Annotated in this window: 17 protein-coding genes; 11 read left to right on the top strand and 6 right to left on the bottom strand. The window is 65.6% G+C overall.

The window, feature by feature from the left end; genetic code table 11:
- Window positions 1-34 precede the first annotated feature (34 nt).
- The 3 genes from ACE3TJ_RS04145 to ACE3TJ_RS04135 are packed head-to-tail and all read left to right on the top strand — an operon-like array spanning window position 35 to window position 5,966.
- Complete coding sequence (locus ACE3TJ_RS04145; protein ID WP_374594137.1) at window positions 35-1,468, top strand: amidohydrolase family protein; 1,434 nt, start codon at window positions 35-37, stop codon at window positions 1,466-1,468.
- Window positions 1,465-2,730 (top strand): amidohydrolase family protein, encoded by a 1,266-nt coding sequence (locus tag ACE3TJ_RS04140; RefSeq protein WP_374594135.1) that lies wholly within the window; start codon window positions 1,465-1,467, stop codon window positions 2,728-2,730. The genes ACE3TJ_RS04145 and ACE3TJ_RS04140 overlap by 4 nt, the downstream gene beginning before the upstream one ends.
- Window positions 2,727-5,966 carry an LpqB family beta-propeller domain-containing protein gene (locus tag ACE3TJ_RS04135; RefSeq protein ID WP_374594133.1) on the top strand — a complete coding sequence of 1,080 codons (3,240 nt, stop codon included), beginning with the start codon at window positions 2,727-2,729 and terminating at the stop codon, window positions 5,964-5,966. Before ACE3TJ_RS04140 ends, ACE3TJ_RS04135 begins: the two co-directional genes overlap by 4 nt.
- Window positions 5,967-5,972: 6 nt before the next feature.
- On the opposite strand, the gene ACE3TJ_RS04130 is transcribed toward ACE3TJ_RS04135, so the two are convergent.
- The 6 genes from ACE3TJ_RS04130 to ACE3TJ_RS04105 all read right to left on the bottom strand — a co-directional run bounded on the left by ACE3TJ_RS04130 (window position 5,973) and on the right by ACE3TJ_RS04105 (window position 12,641).
- Window positions 5,973-6,731, bottom strand: coding sequence for a helix-turn-helix domain-containing protein (locus ACE3TJ_RS04130; protein WP_374594131.1), 759 nt, complete (start codon window positions 6,729-6,731; stop codon window positions 5,973-5,975).
- Window positions 6,732-6,791: 60 nt separating this feature from the next.
- On the bottom strand, window positions 6,792-7,802 hold the full coding sequence (locus ACE3TJ_RS04125) for a histone deacetylase family protein (RefSeq protein ID WP_374594129.1): 1,011 nt from the start codon (window positions 7,800-7,802) through the stop codon (window positions 6,792-6,794).
- A gap of 63 nt (window positions 7,803-7,865) precedes the next feature.
- Window positions 7,866-8,744, bottom strand: coding sequence for a MurR/RpiR family transcriptional regulator (locus ACE3TJ_RS04120; protein WP_374594127.1), 879 nt, complete (start codon window positions 8,742-8,744; stop codon window positions 7,866-7,868).
- Window positions 8,745-8,875: 131 nt separating this feature from the next.
- A complete protein-coding gene (locus tag ACE3TJ_RS04115) occupies window positions 8,876-9,883 on the bottom strand; it encodes a DUF1611 domain-containing protein (protein ID WP_374594125.1) in 1,008 nt (335 codons plus the stop codon).
- A gap of 24 nt (window positions 9,884-9,907) precedes the next feature.
- Window positions 9,908-11,410, bottom strand: a complete 1,503-nt coding sequence (locus ACE3TJ_RS04110; protein WP_374594123.1) for an amidohydrolase family protein — start codon at window positions 11,408-11,410, stop codon at window positions 9,908-9,910.
- 94 nt (window positions 11,411-11,504) lie between these two features.
- Window positions 11,505-12,641 carry an alanine racemase gene (locus ACE3TJ_RS04105; protein ID WP_374594121.1) on the bottom strand — a complete coding sequence of 379 codons (1,137 nt, stop codon included), beginning with the start codon at window positions 12,639-12,641 and terminating at the stop codon, window positions 11,505-11,507.
- Window positions 12,642-12,873: 232 nt separating this feature from the next.
- On the opposite strand from ACE3TJ_RS04105, the gene ACE3TJ_RS04100 reads away from it, so the two are divergent.
- The 8 genes from ACE3TJ_RS04100 (at window position 12,874) to ACE3TJ_RS04065 (ending at window position 20,035) form a co-directional block, all read left to right on the top strand.
- Complete coding sequence (locus ACE3TJ_RS04100; protein ID WP_374594119.1) at window positions 12,874-14,058, top strand: lipid-transfer protein; 1,185 nt, start codon at window positions 12,874-12,876, stop codon at window positions 14,056-14,058.
- Window position 14,059: 1 nt separating this feature from the next.
- Window positions 14,060-14,503, top strand: coding sequence for a MaoC family dehydratase N-terminal domain-containing protein (locus tag ACE3TJ_RS04095; RefSeq protein WP_374594117.1), 444 nt, complete (start codon window positions 14,060-14,062; stop codon window positions 14,501-14,503).
- A complete protein-coding gene (locus tag ACE3TJ_RS04090) occupies window positions 14,496-14,936 on the top strand; it encodes a MaoC/PaaZ C-terminal domain-containing protein (protein WP_374594115.1) in 441 nt (146 codons plus the stop codon). Before ACE3TJ_RS04095 ends, ACE3TJ_RS04090 begins: the two co-directional genes overlap by 8 nt.
- Window positions 14,933-15,763 (top strand): SDR family NAD(P)-dependent oxidoreductase, encoded by an 831-nt coding sequence (locus ACE3TJ_RS04085; protein WP_374594113.1) that lies wholly within the window; start codon window positions 14,933-14,935, stop codon window positions 15,761-15,763. Before ACE3TJ_RS04090 ends, ACE3TJ_RS04085 begins: the two co-directional genes overlap by 4 nt.
- 8 nt (window positions 15,764-15,771) lie before the next feature.
- Window positions 15,772-16,926 (top strand): acyl-CoA dehydrogenase family protein, encoded by a 1,155-nt coding sequence (locus tag ACE3TJ_RS04080; RefSeq protein WP_374594110.1) that lies wholly within the window; start codon window positions 15,772-15,774, stop codon window positions 16,924-16,926.
- A gap of 102 nt (window positions 16,927-17,028) precedes the next feature.
- Window positions 17,029-17,661, top strand: coding sequence for a TetR/AcrR family transcriptional regulator (locus ACE3TJ_RS04075; protein ID WP_374594108.1), 633 nt, complete (start codon window positions 17,029-17,031; stop codon window positions 17,659-17,661).
- 275 nt (window positions 17,662-17,936) lie between these two features.
- Complete coding sequence (locus ACE3TJ_RS04070; RefSeq protein ID WP_374594106.1) at window positions 17,937-18,965, top strand: MBL fold metallo-hydrolase; 1,029 nt, start codon at window positions 17,937-17,939, stop codon at window positions 18,963-18,965.
- Between the two features lie 11 nt (window positions 18,966-18,976).
- The gene (locus ACE3TJ_RS04065) at window positions 18,977-20,035 is read left to right on the top strand and encodes a Rieske 2Fe-2S domain-containing protein (RefSeq protein ID WP_374594104.1); all 1,059 of its coding nucleotides are present in this window, start codon (window positions 18,977-18,979) and stop codon (window positions 20,033-20,035) included.
- Window positions 20,036-20,081 lie beyond the last annotated feature (46 nt).

Genomic DNA, 20,081 nt, shown 5'->3' with positions numbered 1-20,081 from the left:
TAAGCGTGGGGTGGGGCGGCAAATGGGGGGTGACATGAACACACGCGGGAAACTCCGCCATGTCATCCTCGCGGTTGCCGCCGCCGCCCTCTTCGCGTCCCCGGTGGTCGCCGCGAAGAAGAAGGAGGAGGAGCGTCAATCCTCCCCTGTGTCTCCGTCCGCGCCGGACCCGTGGCCGAGTACTTACAGGCCGCTGCCGCGCGCGGACATGCTGATCACCGGCGCCACGATCCTCGATGGTGCCGGTGGTCGGCACGACGCGGCCGACGTGCTGGTGCGGGACGGGCGCGTGATCGCCGTGGGCCGCAATCTCGATGCGGGCGGCGCGGCGGTCGTCGACGGGCGCGGCAAATGGGTGACGCCCGGCATCATCGATGTGCACAGCCACAACGGCACCTTCGTGGTGCCGCAGACATCGGTTGACGAGCACGGCTCCGACGTGACTGAGATCAGCGATCCCAACGCCGCCGAGACATGGATCGAGCACGCGGTGAACGCGCAGGACGTCGCCTTCGATCGCGCGCTCGCTGGCGGTGTGACGACGCTGCAGATCCTGCCCGGATCGACGACGATTATCGGCGGGCGTTCTGTGGTTCTGAAGAATGTTCCCGCCGTCACCATGCAGGGCATGAAGTTTCCGGGCGCACCGCAGGGACTGAAGATCGCGTGCGGCGAGAATCCCAAACTCTATTTCGGTGGACGCGGGAGTGCGCCGAACAGTCGCCAGGGCGAACTTGCGATGTTCCGCTCGGCATTTTCCGCCGCGCAGGATTATCTCGAACGGTCGCGCGGCGAGAAGCCGGGCAGGGGCGGTGGTCATGGTGGCCCGAGGGGACCGCGCAACCTCGAACTCGAAACGCTTGGCGGCGTGCTCACCGGAGACATACGCGTGCAGGCGCATTGCTACCGCGCCGACGACATGGCGGTGATGCTGGGCCTTGCACGCGAATATAATTTCCACATCGCAGCCTTCCACCACGCGACCGAAGCCTACAAGATTCCCGAGATGCTGCGCGAGGCGGGGACGTGCGCGGCGGTCTGGTCCGACTGGTGGGGCTTCAAGGTGGAAGCGCAGGACGCGATCCGCGAGAATGCCGCGTTCGTCGAGGCGGCGGGGGGCTGCGCGATGATGCATTCGGATTCGCCGCAGGTGGGTCAGCGGCTGACGATCGAGGCTGCCAAGGCTGCGGGTGCGGGGCGCCGCGCGGGCGTTGCCCTGCCACCGGAAACGATCATCCGCTGGGTGACGAGCAACCCCGCGAAGGCGATGGGTCTGGATGACCGTATCGGCACGCTCGCACCCGGCTACAACGCCGATCTCGTGCTGTGGTCGGGCGATCCGTTCAGCATCTATAGCCATGCCGACCGCGTCTACATTGATGGCGCACTCGTCTACGACCATGCGAACCCAGCGTACCGGCCACGCAGCGATTTCGAGATCGGCCGCACGGAGGCCGCGCCGCGATGAAACACCTGCTTGCCGCCTTCGCGATGCTTACGGCGTTGCCCGCACATGCCGAAACCGTGGCGATCGTGAATGCGCGCGCGTGGACGATGATGGCAGAGACGCCGATCGAGAATGCGACGATTGTGGCGCGTGACGGAAAGATCGTCTCGATTGCGGGTGCAGGCGCGGTTCCCGCAGGTGCGCGCGTGATCGACGCGGCGGGCCGTGTCGTGACGCCCGGCCTTGTCAACGCCGCGACGCAGCTTGGGCTCACCGAGGTTTCGGGCGCGCGTGAAACCAACGACCAGTCGGTGGCAAGCGGCGCGCTCGGCGCGGCATTCGATATCCAGTATGCACTCAATGCCAATTCCGCGCTCGTCGCGCAGGCGCGGGCGGACGGTGTGACGGAAGCGATGGTGTTTCCGGGCGGGTCGGCTTCGGCGCCGTTTCAGGGGCGCGGTGCGCTCGTGCATCTGAAGCCGGACGGCGACATTCTCGACCGCGCGCAGGCCGCATTGTTCGTTCGCGTCGGCAGCGGCACGTCGGACAAGACGGGCGGTTCGCGTGCGGCGCAGTGGCAGCTTGTTCGCAACGCACTCGACGAGGCGCGTGCGCCGCAGGGCATTGACCCGCGCGAACGCCTGCTCGGACGCCTCGACCGCGCGAGCCTTGCGCCCGTGCTCGATCGCCGCATCCCGCTGGTGATCGCTGCCGAGCGCGAGTCCGATATCCGGCAGGCGATTGCGCTCGCCGACGATTACGGCATTCGCGTCGTCATTCTCGGGGGCGCGGAAGCGTGGCGCGCGAAGACGGACCTCGCGGCGAAGCGAATTCCGGTTATTCTCGATCCGATGCTCAACCTGCCGCTCAGCTACGATCAGATCGGCGCGCGCCTCGATAACGCCGCGTTGCTCTCGAATGCGGGGGTGCGGATCGCGTTCACCGTGCCCGGCTTCGGCATTCATCTCAGCTACAACGCCGGATCGGCGCTGCGCGAAGGTGCGGGGATCGCTGCGGCGAACGGGCTGCCCTATGCGGCGGCGCTCCGCGCGATCACGCGCAGCGGCGCGGAGATCTGGGGCGCCGACGACCGGCAGGGAAGCATCGCGCCCGGCAAGGCGGCCGATCTCGTGATCTGGGATGGTGATCCGCTGGAGCCCCAGTCCGGTCCCGCAATCGTGCTGATTGGCGGGCGTGAGGCGCCGGATATGTCGCGGCAGGCGGCGCTGCGCGATCGTTACCGGCCGGGCGCCGAAACGCCATTGCCGCCGGCATACCGATGAAACGCTGCCTCATCCTCACCGCGCTGCTCGCGTGGCCCGCGGCCGCGCACGAACCCGGCGAACTCGGGCTGCCGATGCTGGCGCCTGCGGCGCAGACCGGAACGCCTGTCGCTGCCGTGCCGCGCATTCAGCCGCCGGGGCAGACGCTGCCGATGAAGCCCACGCGGCGCATCGCCTTCGAAACGCGCGAGGCGAGCTGGGCGTCGCTATCGCTGTCGCCGGACGGCAGGACGATCGCGTTCGATATCCTCGGCGATCTGTACGTGATGCCGGTGTCGGGCGGGCGAGCGAAGCCGATCGCGCGCGGCATGGCATTCGAAACGCAGCCGGTGTTCTCGCCGGATGGCAAGTGGCTCGCCTTTGTCAGCGATCGCTCGGGATCGGAGAATCTGTGGGTGATGCGCCCCGATGGGTCGGGTGCGCGGCAGATCAGTTTCCGCGACGAGGTTTCGCCGATCACCTCGCCTGCGTGGAGCGCGGATGGCGGCGCGCTCTACGTGACGCGGTTCCGGCCCGAACTCAACGCCTACGAATTGTGGCGGCACGCGCTCTCCGGCGCGGAGGAGCTGGTGGTGCCGGTGCGGTCGAGCCCCGATCAGGACCGCAGCGGCTTCCGGCATTCGATCGGTGCCAATACCTCGCGCGACGGCCGGTATCTCTACTATGCCGCGCTCACCGGCAGCATCAATTTCGACAGCGTTCCCGAATGGACGATCCGTCGCCGCGAGCTCGCGACGGGCACGGAAACCGTGATCCTGCCCGAACCGGCAAACCGGCGCGGCGGGCCTGCCGGTGCGTTCTTCCGGCCCGTGGTGTCGCCGGATGGCAAGATGCTCGCCTATGCGACGCACCACGACGGCGGCACCGCGCTTCATGTGCGTGACCTTGAAACGGGCGCGGACCGGAGACTCGCATTTCCGGTGCAGCGCGATCTCGCCGAGGCTGCGCTGTGGCAGGATCTGTTTCCCGGCTATGCTTTCACGCCTGATGGCAAGGCGCTGATTGTCGGCACCGACGGACGGATCGAACGCATCGATGTCGCATCGGGCGCGCGGACGAACATTGCCTTCAGCGCGAAGGTCGATGTGGAACTGGGCACCCTGCAGGCGCCCGATATCCGACAGGAGACAGGCCCGGTTCGCGCGCGGCTGATCCAGACGCCGGTGCTGTCGCTGGACGGGCGCACGCTCGCATTCTCGGCGCTCGGGCGTGTCTATCTGATGCCCGCGGATGGCAGCGCGAAACCGCGTCGCCTGACGTCCGGCGGTGATCCCGAATTCCATCCCACGTGGTCGCCAGACGGCAAGACCCTTGCCTATGTCACGTGGACCGCGAAGGGGGCGGGGCATGTCTGGATGGCGCCACTTGATGGTGCGCCGCGCCGCCTGAGCGCGGCTGCCGATTATTACACGAACCCCGTTTTCACGCCGGACGGCTCTGCGGTTCTCGCGCTGCGTTCGGCACAGGCGGCGCGCCTGCTCACCTACATGGAATTCGGTAATCAGCGGCAGGCGACGCTCGTGTCGCTCCCCGTGGCGGGCGGGACGGCGCGCGAGATTCTCTCCGACACGATGGGCGGCAAGCTGCATTTCGCGGCCAATCCCGGTGAAGTGTATCTGCAATTCGGGGACGGTCTCAACGCCGTCGATCTGACAAGCGGCAAGCGGCGGCGCGCGGTCTCCATCGTCGGGCCGGGCTATTATTTCATCGAGGGGCCGGTGCCGGTCGATGATGTCCGCATCAGCCCGGACGGGACGCACGCCATCGCGATCATCGCGCAGCAATTGCATCTCGTCGATCTGCGCGGGAATTCGGAAGGCAAGGTCGATCTGCTGACGCCCGGCCCTTCGCATCGCCAGCTTTCCGATGTCGGCGCGGATTTTCTGGAATGGGCGGATGGCGGGCGCACGATTACGTGGGCGGTCGGATCGACGTTCTATCGGATGCCGCTCGATGGCGCGAAACCGACGACGGTGGAGATGGTCGTCGAGGTGCCGCGCGACACGCCTTCGGGGCGTCTGCTGCTGAGCGGCGCGCGTGCGATCACGATGAACGGCGACACGGTGATCGAGGATGCCGATATCCTGATCGACGGTGACAGGATCGCCGCCGTGGGTGCGCGCGGATCGATTTCCGTTCCCGCGGACGCTGTGGTTCGCGACGTGCGCGGCAAGACGATCGTGCCCGGCTTCATCGACACGCACGACCATGTCGCGGACGTGCGCCGCGATGTGCTCGACATGCAGCCGTGGGGACCGGCCGAGCGGCTTGCTTACGGCATCACGACGGCGTTCGATCCTTCCACGCTGACCATCGACGGGCTCGCCTACGAGGATCTGATTGATGCGGGTCTCGCGGTCGGATCGCGAATGCCTTCGACGGGGACGGCGCTGTTCTCGTTCAACCGGTTCGAGTCGCTGGATGAGGTGCGCGCGGTGCTGCGCCGCTACCGGGATCATTATCGCACGTTCAACATCAAACAGTATCAGGCGGGCAATCGCCGCGTACGCCAGTGGATCGCGATGGCGGCGCAGGAACTTGGAATGCTGGCGACCACCGAGGGCGCGCTGTCGCTGAAACTCGATCTCGGCCAGATCACCGACGGTTACGGCGGCAGCGAACATGCGTTGCCGGTGACGCCGCTCGGGCACGACGTGATCGAATTCGTCGCGCGCAGCGGCAGTGGCTATACGACGACGCTGGTGATCACCAATGGCGGCCCGCCGGGGCAGGATTATTTCATCGCGCGCGACAACCAGCACGACGATCCGAAATACCGCCGCTTCACGCCGCACTTCGCGGCTGACACGAAGATGCGTTCGCAGCGCTGGCACATCGATTCCGACTACAGCTTTCCGGCGGTCGCCGCGGGTGCGGCGGCGATCCAGCGTGCGGGCGGCACGGTCGGCATGGGGGCGCACGGCGAGATTCCCGGCATCGGTTACCACTGGGAGATGGAAGCGCACACGATGGGCGGCATGACACCCACCGAGGTGCTGCGTGCGGCCACGATCGGCGGTGCGCGAACGATCGGGCGCGGCGCCGAATTTGGCAGTCTCGAAGCGGGCAAATATGCCGATCTCGTCATCCTCGATGCCGATCCGCGCACGGATATCCGGAACACGCGACGGATTGCACAGGTGATGAAGAACGGCCGCCTTTACGACGGTGCCACGCTGGATGAGGTTTGGCCGCGCACGCGGGCGCACGAGGCGCCGTGGTTTGCCGAAAGGTAAGAGCGTTCAGCCGCCGACGTACTGACTCGGCGGCACGCCGAACGAGCGGTGGAACATCGCGGTGAACGCGCTCGGGCTTTCGTAGCCCACATCGTAGGCGACGTTGGTGACGGAGACGCCGGATGCGAGGAGCGACAGCGCCTCCATCAGCCGCACCTGCTGCCGCCACGTGGCGAGGCCCATGCCCGTCTGCTGCTTGAACAGGCGCGTGAAGGTACGGCGGCCCATGCTCGCAAGGCTTGCCCAGTCATCGATATCGCGCGGGTCCGCGGGATCGTCGAGTATGGCCTGACATACCCTGAGCAGGCGGCTGTCCGCCGGCATACGCGCCATCACCGGGATGTTCGGCATGTGCTGGATTTCTTCGAGCAGCAGCCGCACGATCCGCCCCTCGCGGCCTTCCTCGTCATAGGCGGGCTGGAAGCCGAAAACCTCCTGAATGAGCGCACGCACCAGCGGCGAGACTTCGAAGACGCGGCAGGCGTGCGGCAGGTATTCGATGTCCGGATCGATGAAGACGGTGTGGATGTTCACGGGGCCGCGGCAGATCGCCTTGTGCCGTACGCCGGCAGGAAGCCAGATCGCACGCTGGGGCGGCAGAACGAAGCTCGAATGATCCGTGATGAACAGCATGACGCCGGAGTTGGCATAAGAGAGCTGGGCACGATCGTGCGAATGGAAGGGATCGACGAAACCCGCCGGGTAATCATCCTCGAAGCCCATCACGGGCCTGAGTTCGAGGGGATAATCCGTGCTCCGCTTCATTGGCCTGTTTCCGATAATCAGGCTCATAGTATTGCGTTTTGGCCGCGCCCGCAAGATCGCCTAGTCTGGGAAACCGGAGAGGAAACGCGCGACATTGCCGCCGAGATCGCCGACGGCATAGCCGCCTTCCATGATGATTGCGGTCGGCAGACCCAAGGCCGCAATGCGTGCGCCGATCGTAGCGAAATCCTCGGTTTCAATTGCGAAGTGCGAGATCGGGTCGCCGGAAAACGTGTCCGCGCCGAAAGAAAGCACAAGCAGTCTGGCACCCCAGTCATTGATACGCGCCAAGGCCGTATCGAGTGCAGCGAGATAGGCGTCGATCCGCGTGCCGCGCGGCATCGGGATGTTGAGCGTCGTGCCTGCGCCATCGCCGCTGCCGGTTTCGTCGGCATGGCCCCAGTAGAACGGATAGTCGGTCACCGGATCCGCGTGGATCGAGGCGAAGAAGATGTCGCCGCGCGCTTCGAAAATGTCCTGCGTGCCGTTGCCGTGATGATAGTCCACGTCGAGGATGGCGACCGGCCCAGCGCCCGCGGCGTGTGCGTGCTGCGCGGCGATCGCGGCGTTGTTCAGATAGCAATAGCCGCCGAGATAATCGGCACCGGCGTGGTGTCCCGGCGGACGGCAAAGCGCGAAGGCCGTGCGTGCGCCCGCGAGCACGGCATCGAGCGCCGTGAGCGCGGTCTGCGCCGACCAGTAGGCGCCGTCCCACGTACCCTCCGCGATCGGTGTCGAGGCATCGAAACTATATTGGCCGAGCCGCGCATCGATGCGTTCGAGGGACAGCTTGCGGCGACGGACAACGGGCCACGTGTAGGCGATCGCATCATCTTCGCGCAAAGCGGCACGCCATGCCGCGTGCGCGCCCTTCAGGAAGGCGAGATAGTCCGCGTCGTGAACCGCCTCGATCGGCGCCATGCCGAAATCTCGCGCGGGTGCCGGTGTACCGATCGCATCCCGGATATTGCGCGCGCGATCAGCGCATTCGGCATAGGGCGTCCATGCGCCGTTGTGCAGTTCGCGAAGTGGCGCGTGGCGGAGCTGGCGCTCATCGAAGAATGAAATCATGCCCCGGAGATAGCATTCAATGCCACCGGCCGGAAAGCCCCGCGACGGCGTCGCGGGTGCGCGTCATGCATCGCTTCCGCGCGCGCGCGTCGGCCGTACGAAGCCCACGAAATCTTCGTAGAGCGCGCTGATCCGCTCCAGCCGCTCCTCGACATCGCGGCCGCCGCCGTGGCCGACGATGTCGTTGACGAGCAGGTTGACGAGGCCCGTCATCGGCACCGCGCTTTGCCAGAACAGCGCGCCGTCGCTGTCTGCCGCCAGTACGTTTGCGGTAAGGCGCGGCGCCCAGTCGCAAAGCGTATCCGTGATGATGACGAGCGGAATGCCTACGTCCACCGCGCGCTCAGCGAGATGTCGTGACGTGCTGGAATAGCGGCGGACATCGATGATGACGAGGCAACGATCGCTTGGATCTTCGAGGAGCACATCGGCGAAATGCCCGGAGGCGCTATCGATCAGTTCCACGCCGGGGCGCACGTACTGGAGATTGTGCGCAAGCATCGCCGCGATGCCCCGCTCGGTCTGGAAGCCGACGATCTGCACTCGCCTGCTGCGCGCGATCAGTGCCACTGTATCTGACCACACCTTGTGCTGGCTGCGCTCGTATACGGCGACGAGCAGCTCGATCTCGCGTTCCAGCGTGCGGCGGCGCTTGTCGCTGTCGGTGAAGTCGGACAGGAAATCCTGGAAGGCCTGCCCGGCGAGCCACGGCAAGTGCGCGGACATGCGCAGGTGCTCTTTCAGTTCCCGGAAATGCTTGAAGCCAAGCATTCGGCAGAACCGGCCAACTGTTACCGCGCTGACATCGAGCCGCTGCGCGATCGATGCCGCCGTTTCAAACGGGATCATCTCGCGATTGTTGAGCAGGAACAGGGCGATCTGGCGCTCCGCAGCCGTGTAACTCGCATTTTCGGCCTCGAGCCGCGTGAACAGGTCGCTCATTTCATTCTCGCTCTGCACACTTTGTCGCGAATGTTTTCAGAATAACATTCGCGACAAAGTTGTCATCACATTGATGGGCAGAGCGAGGGAAAGGGGGGAGCGCCGACGCAAGGATTTCGCGGGCTACAATTTTACGCGAACACGTCCAGCAGGTGATCGACGATGGGCGCGGGTCCGAACCGTAGCGGATCGCAGGCGGGGAGGCCGAGTTCCGCTTCGGCATCCCGGATCGCGGCGCGTGCCGCGTCTTCGCTGAGCAGCGAGGTGTTGAGGCTGATGCCGATGCCGCGTGCATTCGGGTTGGTGAGCTTCGCGGCGGCGACATGCACGGCGAGTGCATCGGTGAGGGAGGGGCAAGGGTAGGCGCCCTCATAGCCCTGGATTTCCCGGCGCCCCGCCTCGTGGCAGATGACGAGCGCGTCGGGCTGGCTGCCGTGGACGAGGCCGAGCGTGACGCCCGCATAGGCCGGGTGCAGGAGCGCGCCCTGTCCCTCGATCACGTGCCAGTGGTCCGGCGCTGCATTGGGGGAGAGCCATTCGGCGGCGCCCGAGATGAAATCGGCGACGACAGAGTCGATCGCGATGCCGCGCCCGGTGATCATGATGCCGGTCTGCCCGGTGGGGCAGAAGGTAGAGGGCACGCCGCGCCGCTGAAGCTCGCGATCGATGGCGAGCGCAGTGTATTTCTTGCCCACTGCGCAGTCCGTGCCGACCATCAGCAGGCGGCGGCCGGTGCGCTTCTTGCCCGTGCCGGTCTTGAACGACTGCTGCGGACGGCGGAGATCGTGCAGCGTCCGCTCGTGTGCCTGCGCGGCTTTGGATATTTCCGGGTGATCGGCGAGGCGCTGATGCAGCCCGGCCGCGACATCGAGCCCCGCCGCGAGCGCTGCCGTGATGTGCGGCACCCATTCGGGCGCAATGTAGCCGCCGTCGTTGGCGATGCCGATCACCAGCGTGCGCACGCCCTTTGCGGCGGCTTCGGCGAAATTCATGTCTGGCAGGCCGAGATCGACCGGGCAGCCTTCCATGCGATACTGGCCCGCGCAGTCCCCCGCGCGCCATTCGGCAAGGCCTGAGGCGGTCTTGGCCCAGCCGATATCGGGAGCCGTCCCCAGAAAAAGCAAAAACGGTGGCTGCATGGGTTTCGGTTTCCGGTTTGAGGTTCAGTTGGCCCGGCGGATGATCTGGCCGGGCAGGGCGCCGGTCGGCTTGCCGGTCTCGACGACGGCGACGCCGTTCACCCACACGGTGCGGATTCCGACGGGGAGGGCGGTGGGGTTCTCGACAGTTGCGCGATCGGCGACGGTCGCGGGATCGAACAGCACGAGATCGGCAGCCTGTCCAACGGCGATGCGGCCGCGATCCCCGATACCCATGTGATCGGCGGCAAGTCCGCTCATCTTGTAAATCGCCTCTTCGAGCTTCAGCCGGCCGGTGTCGCGCACCATCCATGCGAGCACGCGCGGAAAGGCGCCTGCGCCGCGCGGGTGTGCGTCCTCGATGCCGCCGTCCGAGCAGATGTTACTGTGCGGCCAGGCGATGAGTGCGGCGACATCGTCATCCGCCATCGAACGGCCCATGATCGCGTTGGACATTCCCTTCGCTTCGGCCTCCACGATGAGATCGAGATAGGCACGCGCCGGGGGTACGCTGCGCATCGCGGCAACCTCGGCGACGGTCTTGCCGACATAGGCCGGGTTCGCGGGATATTGGGTGAGACGCACATCCTCCGGCCGCGCCATGTGCGCGAGCGCGAATTCGGCCGCGGCGAGATCGGTGAAATCCCGCTTCGGCAACAGCACTTCGAGGTTCGATTGCCAGTAGGTGTAGGGGTAGACGTCCGCCGTCACGTCGATGCCTGCGCGGCGCGCGGCGTCGAGCTTTGCAAGGAGGGGTGCGGTGTCTCCCCAGCGGTCGACGATCGCGATCTTGAAGTGCGAAATCTGCACGGGAAGACGCACGGTGCGGCCGATCTCCAGCAGCTCGTCGATCGCGGCGTCGAGGCGTGTGTCCTCGCTGCGCATGTGGCTGATGTAGCGTCCGCCGTGGCGCGCGGTGGCACGGGCGAGCGCCATCACCTCGGACGGGTCCGAATAGATGCCCGGATCGTATTCGAGCCCGGTCGAAAGGCCGAGCGCGCCTGCGCGCATGTTGTCCTCGACGACGGCGACCATGCGATCGACCTCGGCGGGTGTCGCCGCGCGCTTGTAGTCTGCGCCCATCACGGCGTCGCGGACGCTGTTGTGGCCGATGTAAGTGGCGACATTCACGGCTGCGGGCTGCGCTTCGCGCTTCGCGAACAGGCCCGCGACGGGCAGAGGGCCGCCACCATCCTGCCCGACGACGATCGTCGTGATGCCCTGCGCTGCCGGGGCGAGCGCATCGAGGTGCGCATCGAGATTGCGGTCGTGGTGGCTGTGTGTGTCGATGAAGCCGGGCGCGAGCACGAAGCCGCTGCCTTCAACGACGGGAATGCCCCTGCCGCGCGCGCGCTTGCCGATCGCGGCGATGCGGCCGTCCTTGACCCGCACGTCGGCCTTGCGCGCCGGTGCGCCGGTGCCGTCGATGACGGTCGCGCCGACAATGACGAAGCTCTCCGCGGCGGAGGCTGTCGCCCAAAACGCGACTGCAGGAACGAGCGCGGCACGCAGCACCGATCGAATCATGGCTACTCTCTCCTACGGACGATGTTCGGACAATCGCCTGAATCTCATTATTGTTATCTTTCTGACATGGCTGCCGGGATAGCGCAAGCCGGGATCACCAGCCCGAGAAGCGCGGCCAGCGCGCCGTAACTGCACCGTCGGTGTCGGTGAGCAGATAGGCGGAATGCTGCGCGGCGGTGGCACAGGCGTGATTGGGCAGCACGCGCAGCCGGGTTCCGATCGGATAGGCGGAAAGATCGAGCGGCGTGCCGTCGCGGTGCCCGACGAGCCCGTGTTCCTGATTGGCGCCGGTAACGATGAGATCGCCGATGATCGTGCCGCCCGCATCGCAGACGAGCCCGTAGCCCTGATCGACGCGCTGCGCCGCCGTGCCGCGATCGCGCGACATCGCCATCCAGCCTGCATCGATGACGAGGCGGCCCTGTGCCTTCTGATATCCGATTACCGTCGCCAGCACGGAAAGCGCGATCTCCTCCGGCCGGCAGACGCCGATCCCCGCCATCACCAGATCCTGAAAGATGTAAACGCCCGCGCGCACCTCGGTGATCCCGTCGAGCGCCCGCACGAACAGCGCGGTCGGTGTCGAGCCCATGCTGACGATGGGGCAGGGAAGCCCCGCCGCCCGCAGCCTCTCCGCCGCGTGCACGAGACCGGCGCGCTCGATCTCCGCGTGGGCGGCAATCGCATCCGCACCTTCGCAACTGTAGCTTTCGCCCGCGTGAGTGAGGACGCCGCCGAGCAGCCCCGCCTCCGCAAGCGTCCGTCCGATGACGAGGAGTTCATCCGCCTCCGGCGCGACGCCGGAACGGTGGCCGTCGCAGTCCACCTCGATCAGCACGGTGATGCCGCTGTGGCCGGCGATCGCATCGGCGACCGCGCGCGCGACCTCGGCGTCGTCGAGGATGATCTGCATACGGACGCCCGCATCCGCCAGCGCGCGGACGGCATCCAGCTTCGATGGAACGATGCCCACTGCATAGAGAATGTCGCTGAAGCCCGCCTCCGCGAACCTGTGCGCTTCCATGAGCGTCGATACGGTGATCGGCCCGGTGCCGCCAAAGACCGCACGAAGCACATCCGGTGATTTGGCCGTTTTGACATGTGGGCGGAAGATAACGTCGAAGGGCGCGAGATGGTCTTCCATCCGGCGGATGTTGGCGGTGAGGCGGGCCTCATCGAGAACCAGCGCGGGTGTCGTCGCCTGGCGCAATGTCTGCGGAGCGGATGTCATATGGTCCTTGAATGCCATTTTTCTATCAGGGGTGTGCAGCTGTCATACAGAAATCGTGCAGGCGCACCACGATGTTGCGCCTCGCACCCGCCTTTATGTCCGTCGCAGCGGTTCCCGTACAAGCGCGACGAGGCCCTCGATCCATCAGCCCCGAAGAAAACGCCAGCCGATTGACTCGCCATTGTCTCGCCAATAAGGGTACTACCTAGTAGAAGATAAAACGGAGAATGAGATGGCCGCGAATGTGGTAGTCGCCGGGGTGGGGATGCTGCCGTTCGTGAAGCCGGGCACCAGCCCGAGCTACGACGAGATGGGGGCCGCTGCGGCACGTTTGGCGCTGGAGGACGCGGGCATCGACTACCGCCTCGTCGAGCAGGCCTATGCGGGCTGGGTCTACGGCGATTCGACCGCGGGGCAGGCGGCGCTCTACCGCGTCGGGCTGAGCGGGATTCCGATCATCAACGTGAACAACAATTGCTCGACCGGTTCCACCGCGCTGTACCTCGCGCGGCAGGCGATCGCGAGCGGCGCGGCGGAGTGCGTGATCGCGGTCGGCTTCGAACAGATGACGCCGGGCGCGCTCGACACTGTGTTCAAGGACCGGCCGAGCCCGCTCGCCGACTTCCTCGCCATCGCCGACCGCAAGTTCGGCGACCTGACGGCGGTTCCGATGGCGCTCAGGCTCTTCGGGGGGGCCGGGCACGAGTATCAGGAGCGCTACGGTGCACGCACCGAAACCTTCGCGGCGGTGCGCGCGAAGGCGAGCCGCCACGCCGAGCACAACGACAAGGCGATCTTCCGGACGCCGATTTCGGTCGAGGACGTGATGGCCTCGCCGTCCATTTTCCTGAACGTCACCCGCCTGCAATGCTGCCCGCCGACGTGCGGCGGCGCGGCGGCGGTGCTGTGTTCGGAGGCCTTCGCGCGGCGCCACGGTATCGACACGGCAATCCGCATCCGCGCGCAGGCGATGACCACCGATACCAACAGGACGTTCGACGGCGACAGCCTGATCCGTGCGGTGGGCGCAGACATGACGCGCAAGGCTGCCGAGAGCGTTTACGAAGCGGCGGGCCTTGGGCCGTCCGATGTCGATCTGGTGGAACTCCACGACTGCTTCACCACCAACGAGATCATCACCTACGAGGGCCTCGGCCTCTGCGGGGAAGGTGAAGCGGAGCGCTTCGTCACGGACGGCGACAACACTTATGGCGGCGCTGTCGTCACCAACCCGTCGGGCGGTCTGCTCAGCAAGGGGCACCCGCTCGGCGCAACGGGCCTCGGCCAATGCGCCGAGATCGTCGCCCAGCTTCGCGGGCAGGCGGGATTGCGGCAGGTGGATGGTGCGCGCATCGGCCTGCAGCACAATCTCGGGCTCGGCGGCGCCTGCGTCGTGACGCTCTACGAGCGCGTCTGACATGGTCGATCGCAGCCATATCGGCCTTGAGCTGAAACCCTCCGAACACGTCGTCGAGGCGGGGCGGCTTCGCTTCTTCGCGCGTGCGACCGGGCAGGACGATCCGGCCTTCGCCAATGCCGAGGCGGCGCGCGCGGCGGGCTATCCCGCCATCCCCGCACCGCCCACGCTCGGCTTCTGCCTCGAAATGGACCGCGACGAGCCGCTCGATTTCCTCGGGCAGCTCGGCATCGATCTCGGCAAGCTGCTCCATGCCGAACAGCGTTTCGATTACCGGGCGCCGATCTTCGCGGGCGATACGATCCGCTTCACCTCGCGCGTTGCCGATGTCTACGAAAAGAAGGGCGGCGCGCTCGTCTTCGCGACCATCGAACGCGAGGCGCGCAAGGCAGACGGCACGCTTGCCCTGACGGCAACAACGACACTGGTGGTGCGAAATGGCTGAGCGCGTTGCATTGGACGGCGGCACGCCGCCGGGAACCGAGATCGCCAGCCTCACCATGCCGCCGATCACGCGGCACACGCTGGCGCTCTATTGCGGCGCATCGGGCGATCACAATCCGATCCATGTCGACATCGACTTCGCGAAGCGGGCGGGTTTTCCTGATGTCTTCGCGCATGGAATGCTGGTGATGGCGTATCTCGGCAATCTGCTGAACCGTGTCGCGCCGGTGGAACGGCACAGGCGTTTCAGCACACGGTTTCAGGCGATCACCCATCTTGGCGATGCGATCACTTGCACGGCGACATTGCAGTCGATCGGCGAGCAGAACGGCGTGCCCGTTGCGACGCTGGCGCTGACGGCACGCAATCAGACAGGCGAAGTGAAATTGGCGGGCGACGCCGTGGTCGCGCTCGTGGAAGGGGACAATCGATGAGCAAGCTCAAGGGCAAGGTCGCGCTGGTTTCGGGTTCGGGGCGCGGCATCGGGCGCGCATTGGCGCTCAAGCTTGCGGGCGAGGGCGCGCGCGTGGTTGTGAACGACCTGGATGCCGACCCTGCGGAAGAAACCGTGGCGGCGATCCGCGCGGTGGGCAGTGACGCCATCGCCGTTGTCGGCAGCGTTACCGACGATGGTTTTGCGGATCGTTTCGTACGCGCTGCGATGGAGGGCTTCGGTGGCCTCGACATCATCGTGAACAACGCCGGCTACACGTGGGACAATGTCATCCACAAGATGTCCGACGAACAATTCGACGCGATGTACGATGTCCACGTCAAGGCACCGTTCCGCGTCCTCCGCGCCGCGGCGGAGCCCATTCGCATCCTGTCGCGCAAGGAGGCCGACGAAGGCCGCGAAGTTTTTCGAAAGGTTGTCAACATCGCCTCGATCGCGGGCATCGGCGGCAATGCCGGGCAGGTGAACTACGCGTCGGCAAAAGCGGCGTTGGTCGGCATGACGCGGACGCTGGCGAAGGAGTGGGGACGCTACAAGGTCAACGTCAATTGCGTCGCCTTCGGGCTTATCAACACACGGCTCACGCAGCCGCTGACATCGGGCGGCGCGACGATCGATGTGGAAGGCCGCGAGATTGCCGTCGGCGTGCAGCCCGCGTTTCTGAGCGCGATGGAAAAGCAGATGATTCCCATCGGGCGCGCCGGCACGCCGGAAGAAGCGGCGAACGGCGTCTATCTCTTCTGCAGTCCCGAATCCGATTACATCTCGGGCGAGCTCGTCACCGTCGGCGGCGGCATTCGGCTCTAGGGCACGGCATGGACATCGCCCGCCGCCCCGCGCCGTGGATCACCGAGGAACTGGAGATGTTCCGCGCCTCGGTGCGCGGGCTGATCCGGCGGCATTTCACGCCTGAACTTGAAGCCTGGCTTGCGCGCGGCATCGTGGACCGTGAGGCGTGGCGCATCGCCGGCGAGGCGGGGCTGCTCTGCGTGTCGATGCCCACCGAATATGGCGGCGGTGGCGGCACCTTCGCGCATGACTGCGTGATCGTCGAGGAACTGGAATACGCAGGCTTCGGCATCGGCTTCTCGGTCGCGCTGCACAATGCCATCGTCGCGCCGTACATTCGCGATTTCGGAAGCGAAGCGCAAAAGGCACGGTGGCTGCCGGCGATGGCGCGCGGCGAGATCGTCGGCGCGGTGGCCATGACGGAACCGGGCGCGGGATCCGATCTGCAGGCGATTTCGACGCGCGCCGTGCGGGACGGGGACACGTTCCGCATCGACGGACAAAAGACCTTCATCAGCAACGGCCAGCTTGCCGATCTGGTGTTGACGGTGTGCACGACGGAGCCCGGCGCTGGCGCGAAGGGGCTTTCGCTGATCGGTGTGGAAGCCGACGCGCCGGGGTTCGCGCGGGGGCGCAAGCTCGACAAGATCGGGCTTCACATGTCCGACACGTCGGAGCTGTTCTACGACGGTGCCGTTGTTCCGACGGACAATCTTCTCGGCGGAACCGAAGGTCGGGGCTTCGCCATGCTGATGCACGAGCTGCCGCAGGAGCGGCTGGTGATCGCGGTCGGTGCGGTTGCCGCGATGGAACGTGCGCTTGCGCTGACGCTCGATTACGTGCGTCAGCGCAAGGCGTTCGGCAAGACGGTTGCCGATTTCCAGAACAGCCAGTTCGCGCTTGCCGAATGCCGCACCGAAATCGCGGCGGCGCGCGCATTCGTGGACGATTGCATCCGCCTGCATCTGGAAGGCGCGCTCGACGCGGCAACGGCTTCGATGGCGAAGCTGTGGTGCACCGAGCGGCAGGGCATCGTCATCGATCGCTGCCTGCAGCTCTTTGGCGGCAACGGCTTCATGGCGGACTATCCGATCGGCCGCATGTTCGTGGACGCGCGTGTGCAGCGTATCTACGGAGGCACCAGCGAAATCATGAAACTGCTGATCGCGCGGAGCCTATAGACGGCGGCGTACCGGCCGCGGTCTGTACGGCGCTGTCCGGGCTGGAGTGGCGGCGGCTTCGTCGTCATGATGGTATCGGAAACAACCGGGCAGGAGAATCGGATGGCGCAGTCGCCCTGGAAGCCGAGTGCAGAGCGAGAACGCCAGAGGGCCATGAAGCGCGAGGCGGTGCTGCGCGTCGCTGCGCGCATGTTCGTGGAGAGCGGCTATCACAAGACCTCGCTCGACGGCATCGCGGAGCGTCTCGGCGTCACCAAGCCCACCGTTTATCATTATTTCCGCAGCAAGGAGGACATCCTCTTCGAGTGCCTGAACGTGGGCTACGGGATGTTCAGCGAGGCGTGCGAAGCTGGGTTGCAATCCCGGCAAAATGGCCGTGAACGGCTGGTCGCCGCGCTTGAAGCCTATGCGAATGTCGTGATTACCGATTTCGGCATCTGTCTGGTCCGACTGGCTGACCACGATCTTTCGCCCGAAAGCCTCGTCCGTGTGAGGGCCGTCGAAGCGGAGGTGGATCGGCGCCTGCGGCGGCTGGTCGAGGATGGGATCGCCGATGGGTCGATCGCGCCATGCGACGCGAAGGTCGCGGCATTCACGCTGGCCGGGGCGCTCAGCTGGTTCGGGCACCGCGCACAATCCGGCCGATCCGCGGCCTTGCTGGCGCTGATGAAGCAGAGCGTCGAGTTCATGTTGCAAGGACTGTCGCCGCGTCCCGATCCGTACGCGGGGGGCTGAGAACGGCCGCGCCGACGTCAAGGCGTTCAATGAAACCAGAGAGTCGTGATGATCGGCGACTGAGTGCTGCTGTGCCCGTCTCAGACGGAGCGCATGGGCGGCGGCATGACGTGCGCCATCGTCGTGAAAGGCAATTGTACATCAAAAATTGTTTGTTTGTCTAAAATATCTTGATCGTCTGTTTTTTCTATGCGAGCACTACGGTCAGCAGCGACACAAATGATGTCGTTCGGGGAGGGACTCACCTCGGATCGACTGCAGGGGAGGAGAAGAGGATGCGCTTCGAAAAAGGCCTGCAGCAGATCGGCAATGGCAATTACGCCTACCTGCAGCCATCGGGCACCTGGGGTTACAACAACGCCGGGCTGATCATCGATGGGGATCAGGCACTGCTGGTCGACACGCTGTTCGACGAGCGCCTCACCGCTGAAATGCTTGCCGTGATGAAGGACGCGACCGGCTTCGGCGCAGGCGAGATCGGCCAACTGGTCAATACCCACGCCAATGGAGACCACACCTTCGGCAACCGCCTGCTGACGGAGGCGCGGATCATCGCTTCGGCCGCCACCGACCACGAGATGAAGGAAGATGCGCCGCCGGAAATGCTCGCGGCTCTCATGGGTCAGACAAGCCAGATGGGGCCACTCGGCGTTTATCTGGAGGAGATTTTCGGCGCGTTCGACTTTGCCGGCGTGAAGCTGCGGCTGCCTGACGAAACTTTTGCGGGCGGTGCCAGGACGCTGAAGGTGGGCGACAAGACGGTCGAGTTGATCGTCGTCGGCCCCGCCCATACCGGCGGCGACACGCTCGTCCATGTGCCGGAGGACAGGATCCTCTACACCGGCGACATATTGTTCATCGACGGTACGCCGATCAGCTGGTCGGGGCCGGTGCGCAACTGGATCGCCGCCTGCGACCGGATGCTCGCCATGGATGTGGATCTGATCGTGCCGGGCCATGGGCCGATGACCGACAAGCGCGGCGTCCAGGCAAATCGCGACTATCTCGCTTTCGTCGAGACGGAGGCGAAGCGGCGCCACGCGGCCGGCATGGATAGCTGGGAGGCCGCGCAGGATATCAGCCTCGGCGCCTTCGGCGCGCTTGAGGACCCCGAGCGGATCGCGGTGACCGTGGATACGATCTATCGCGAGCTCAATGGCGATACGTCCGCGCGCGATGTCATGGAGATGTTCGGGCGCATGGCCACGCTCGATCGCCGCTACCGTGCGGAGGGGCTCGGCAAGCCGCGCGTTCCGCCGCCGCCACCCGCTACCGCGCACACGAACTGCGACCACGCGCACTGAAGGACTTGTTGATGACCTCCTTCCTGAGGAACTCATGGTACTGCGCCGGCTGGTCCGGCGATCTGGGCGAGAAGCCGATCGGCATCCGCATCTGCGACGAGCCCATCGTGCTGTTTCGCACGGAGGCGGGCAGCGTGGCCGCGCTCGAGGGCCGCTGTCCGCATCGGTTTGCACCGCTTTCGATCGGGCGCGTGCGGGGCGACGTCATCGAATGCGGCTATCACGGCCTGCAATTCGATCGCACCGGCACCTGCACGAAAAACCCGCATGGCAGCGGCACGGTTCCGCCCCGCGCCCATATCCGCGCCTATCCAGTGGCGGAGCGGCATGGCGCGATCTGGGTGTGGATGGGAGAGCCCGCCGCGGCTGATCCTGATACGATCATGGATCTCTATTTCGTCGAGGCGGAAGGCTGGGCAGGGACGACCGGCTATCTGAAGATCAACGCGGATTACCAGCTCGTGATCGACAATCTGCTCGATCTCACGCACGGCACCTATCTGCATCTCGATACGGTCGGCGCATCACCGGAGGATACTCTGGGATCCTCGCTGCACTACGATTTCCGGACCGAGGGCTCTACAGTCTATTCCGATTATACCTTCTACAATTCCGCGCCGACGCCACTCATGGCGCATTTCTATAAGGAAGCGCGCGGGGACATGCGGGCATCCATGCGGTGGGACCCGGCGAGTTCGCTCCTGCTCGATATCGGCATCACCCCCGTGGGACAGCCGCCTGAAAACGGTCTCCTGATTCCGAGCGCGCATCTGATCGTGCCGGAGACCGCGAACAGCTGCCATTATTTCTTCGCGATTTCCCGAAACTGGGAACTGGAGAACAGCGACAAGACGCGGATCATGGGCGAGATCGCGATGAAGGCTTTCGCCGAGGAGGACGAGCCGGTGATCGCACAGTGTTTCGAGATGATGGGCCGTCGCCCTCTGTTCGATCTGTCGCCGGCAATTCTCGAAACCGACATCGCGGCAGTGCAGGCACGCCGCATCCTTTCGAAGCTGATCCGTCAGGAGGGCGGAGAGGCCGGAGAAGCGCAGGTTGCGGCCGAATAGAGGGCGGCCCTGATGACTACGCAATCGTCGAGTTCATAAAACATAC

The sequence above is a fragment of the Sphingosinicella sp. genome, assembly GCF_041916975.1.
GTDB lineage: Bacteria > Pseudomonadota > Alphaproteobacteria > Sphingomonadales > Sphingomonadaceae > Sphingosinicella.
This window is presented reverse-complemented; position numbering and strand designations above follow the sequence as displayed.

Bases quoted from the DNA above. Each gene is read 5' to 3' on its own strand.
- ACE3TJ_RS04145 (WP_374594137.1), top strand. From the start codon at position 35: ATGAACACACGCGGGAAACTCCGCCATGTCATCCTCGCGGTTGCCGCC.
- ACE3TJ_RS04140 (WP_374594135.1), top strand. From the start codon at position 1,465: ATGAAACACCTGCTTGCCGCCTTCGCGATGCTTACGGCGTTGCCCGCA.
- ACE3TJ_RS04135 (WP_374594133.1), top strand. From the start codon at position 2,727: ATGAAACGCTGCCTCATCCTCACCGCGCTGCTCGCGTGGCCCGCGGCC.
- ACE3TJ_RS04130 (WP_374594131.1), bottom strand. From the start codon at position 6,731: ATGAAGCGGAGCACGGATTATCCCCTCGAACTCAGGCCCGTGATGGGC.
- ACE3TJ_RS04125 (WP_374594129.1), bottom strand. From the start codon at position 7,802: ATGATTTCATTCTTCGATGAGCGCCAGCTCCGCCACGCGCCACTTCGC.
- ACE3TJ_RS04120 (WP_374594127.1), bottom strand. From the start codon at position 8,744: ATGAGCGACCTGTTCACGCGGCTCGAGGCCGAAAATGCGAGTTACACG.
- ACE3TJ_RS04115 (WP_374594125.1), bottom strand. From the start codon at position 9,883: ATGCAGCCACCGTTTTTGCTTTTTCTGGGGACGGCTCCCGATATCGGC.
- ACE3TJ_RS04110 (WP_374594123.1), bottom strand. From the start codon at position 11,410: ATGATTCGATCGGTGCTGCGTGCCGCGCTCGTTCCTGCAGTCGCGTTT.
- ACE3TJ_RS04105 (WP_374594121.1), bottom strand. From the start codon at position 12,641: ATGACATCCGCTCCGCAGACATTGCGCCAGGCGACGACACCCGCGCTG.
- ACE3TJ_RS04100 (WP_374594119.1), top strand. From the start codon at position 12,874: ATGGCCGCGAATGTGGTAGTCGCCGGGGTGGGGATGCTGCCGTTCGTG.
- ACE3TJ_RS04095 (WP_374594117.1), top strand. From the start codon at position 14,060: ATGGTCGATCGCAGCCATATCGGCCTTGAGCTGAAACCCTCCGAACAC.
- ACE3TJ_RS04090 (WP_374594115.1), top strand. From the start codon at position 14,496: ATGGCTGAGCGCGTTGCATTGGACGGCGGCACGCCGCCGGGAACCGAG.
- ACE3TJ_RS04085 (WP_374594113.1), top strand. From the start codon at position 14,933: ATGAGCAAGCTCAAGGGCAAGGTCGCGCTGGTTTCGGGTTCGGGGCGC.
- ACE3TJ_RS04080 (WP_374594110.1), top strand. From the start codon at position 15,772: ATGGACATCGCCCGCCGCCCCGCGCCGTGGATCACCGAGGAACTGGAG.
- ACE3TJ_RS04075 (WP_374594108.1), top strand. From the start codon at position 17,029: ATGGCGCAGTCGCCCTGGAAGCCGAGTGCAGAGCGAGAACGCCAGAGG.
- ACE3TJ_RS04070 (WP_374594106.1), top strand. From the start codon at position 17,937: ATGCGCTTCGAAAAAGGCCTGCAGCAGATCGGCAATGGCAATTACGCC.
- ACE3TJ_RS04065 (WP_374594104.1), top strand. From the start codon at position 18,977: ATGACCTCCTTCCTGAGGAACTCATGGTACTGCGCCGGCTGGTCCGGC.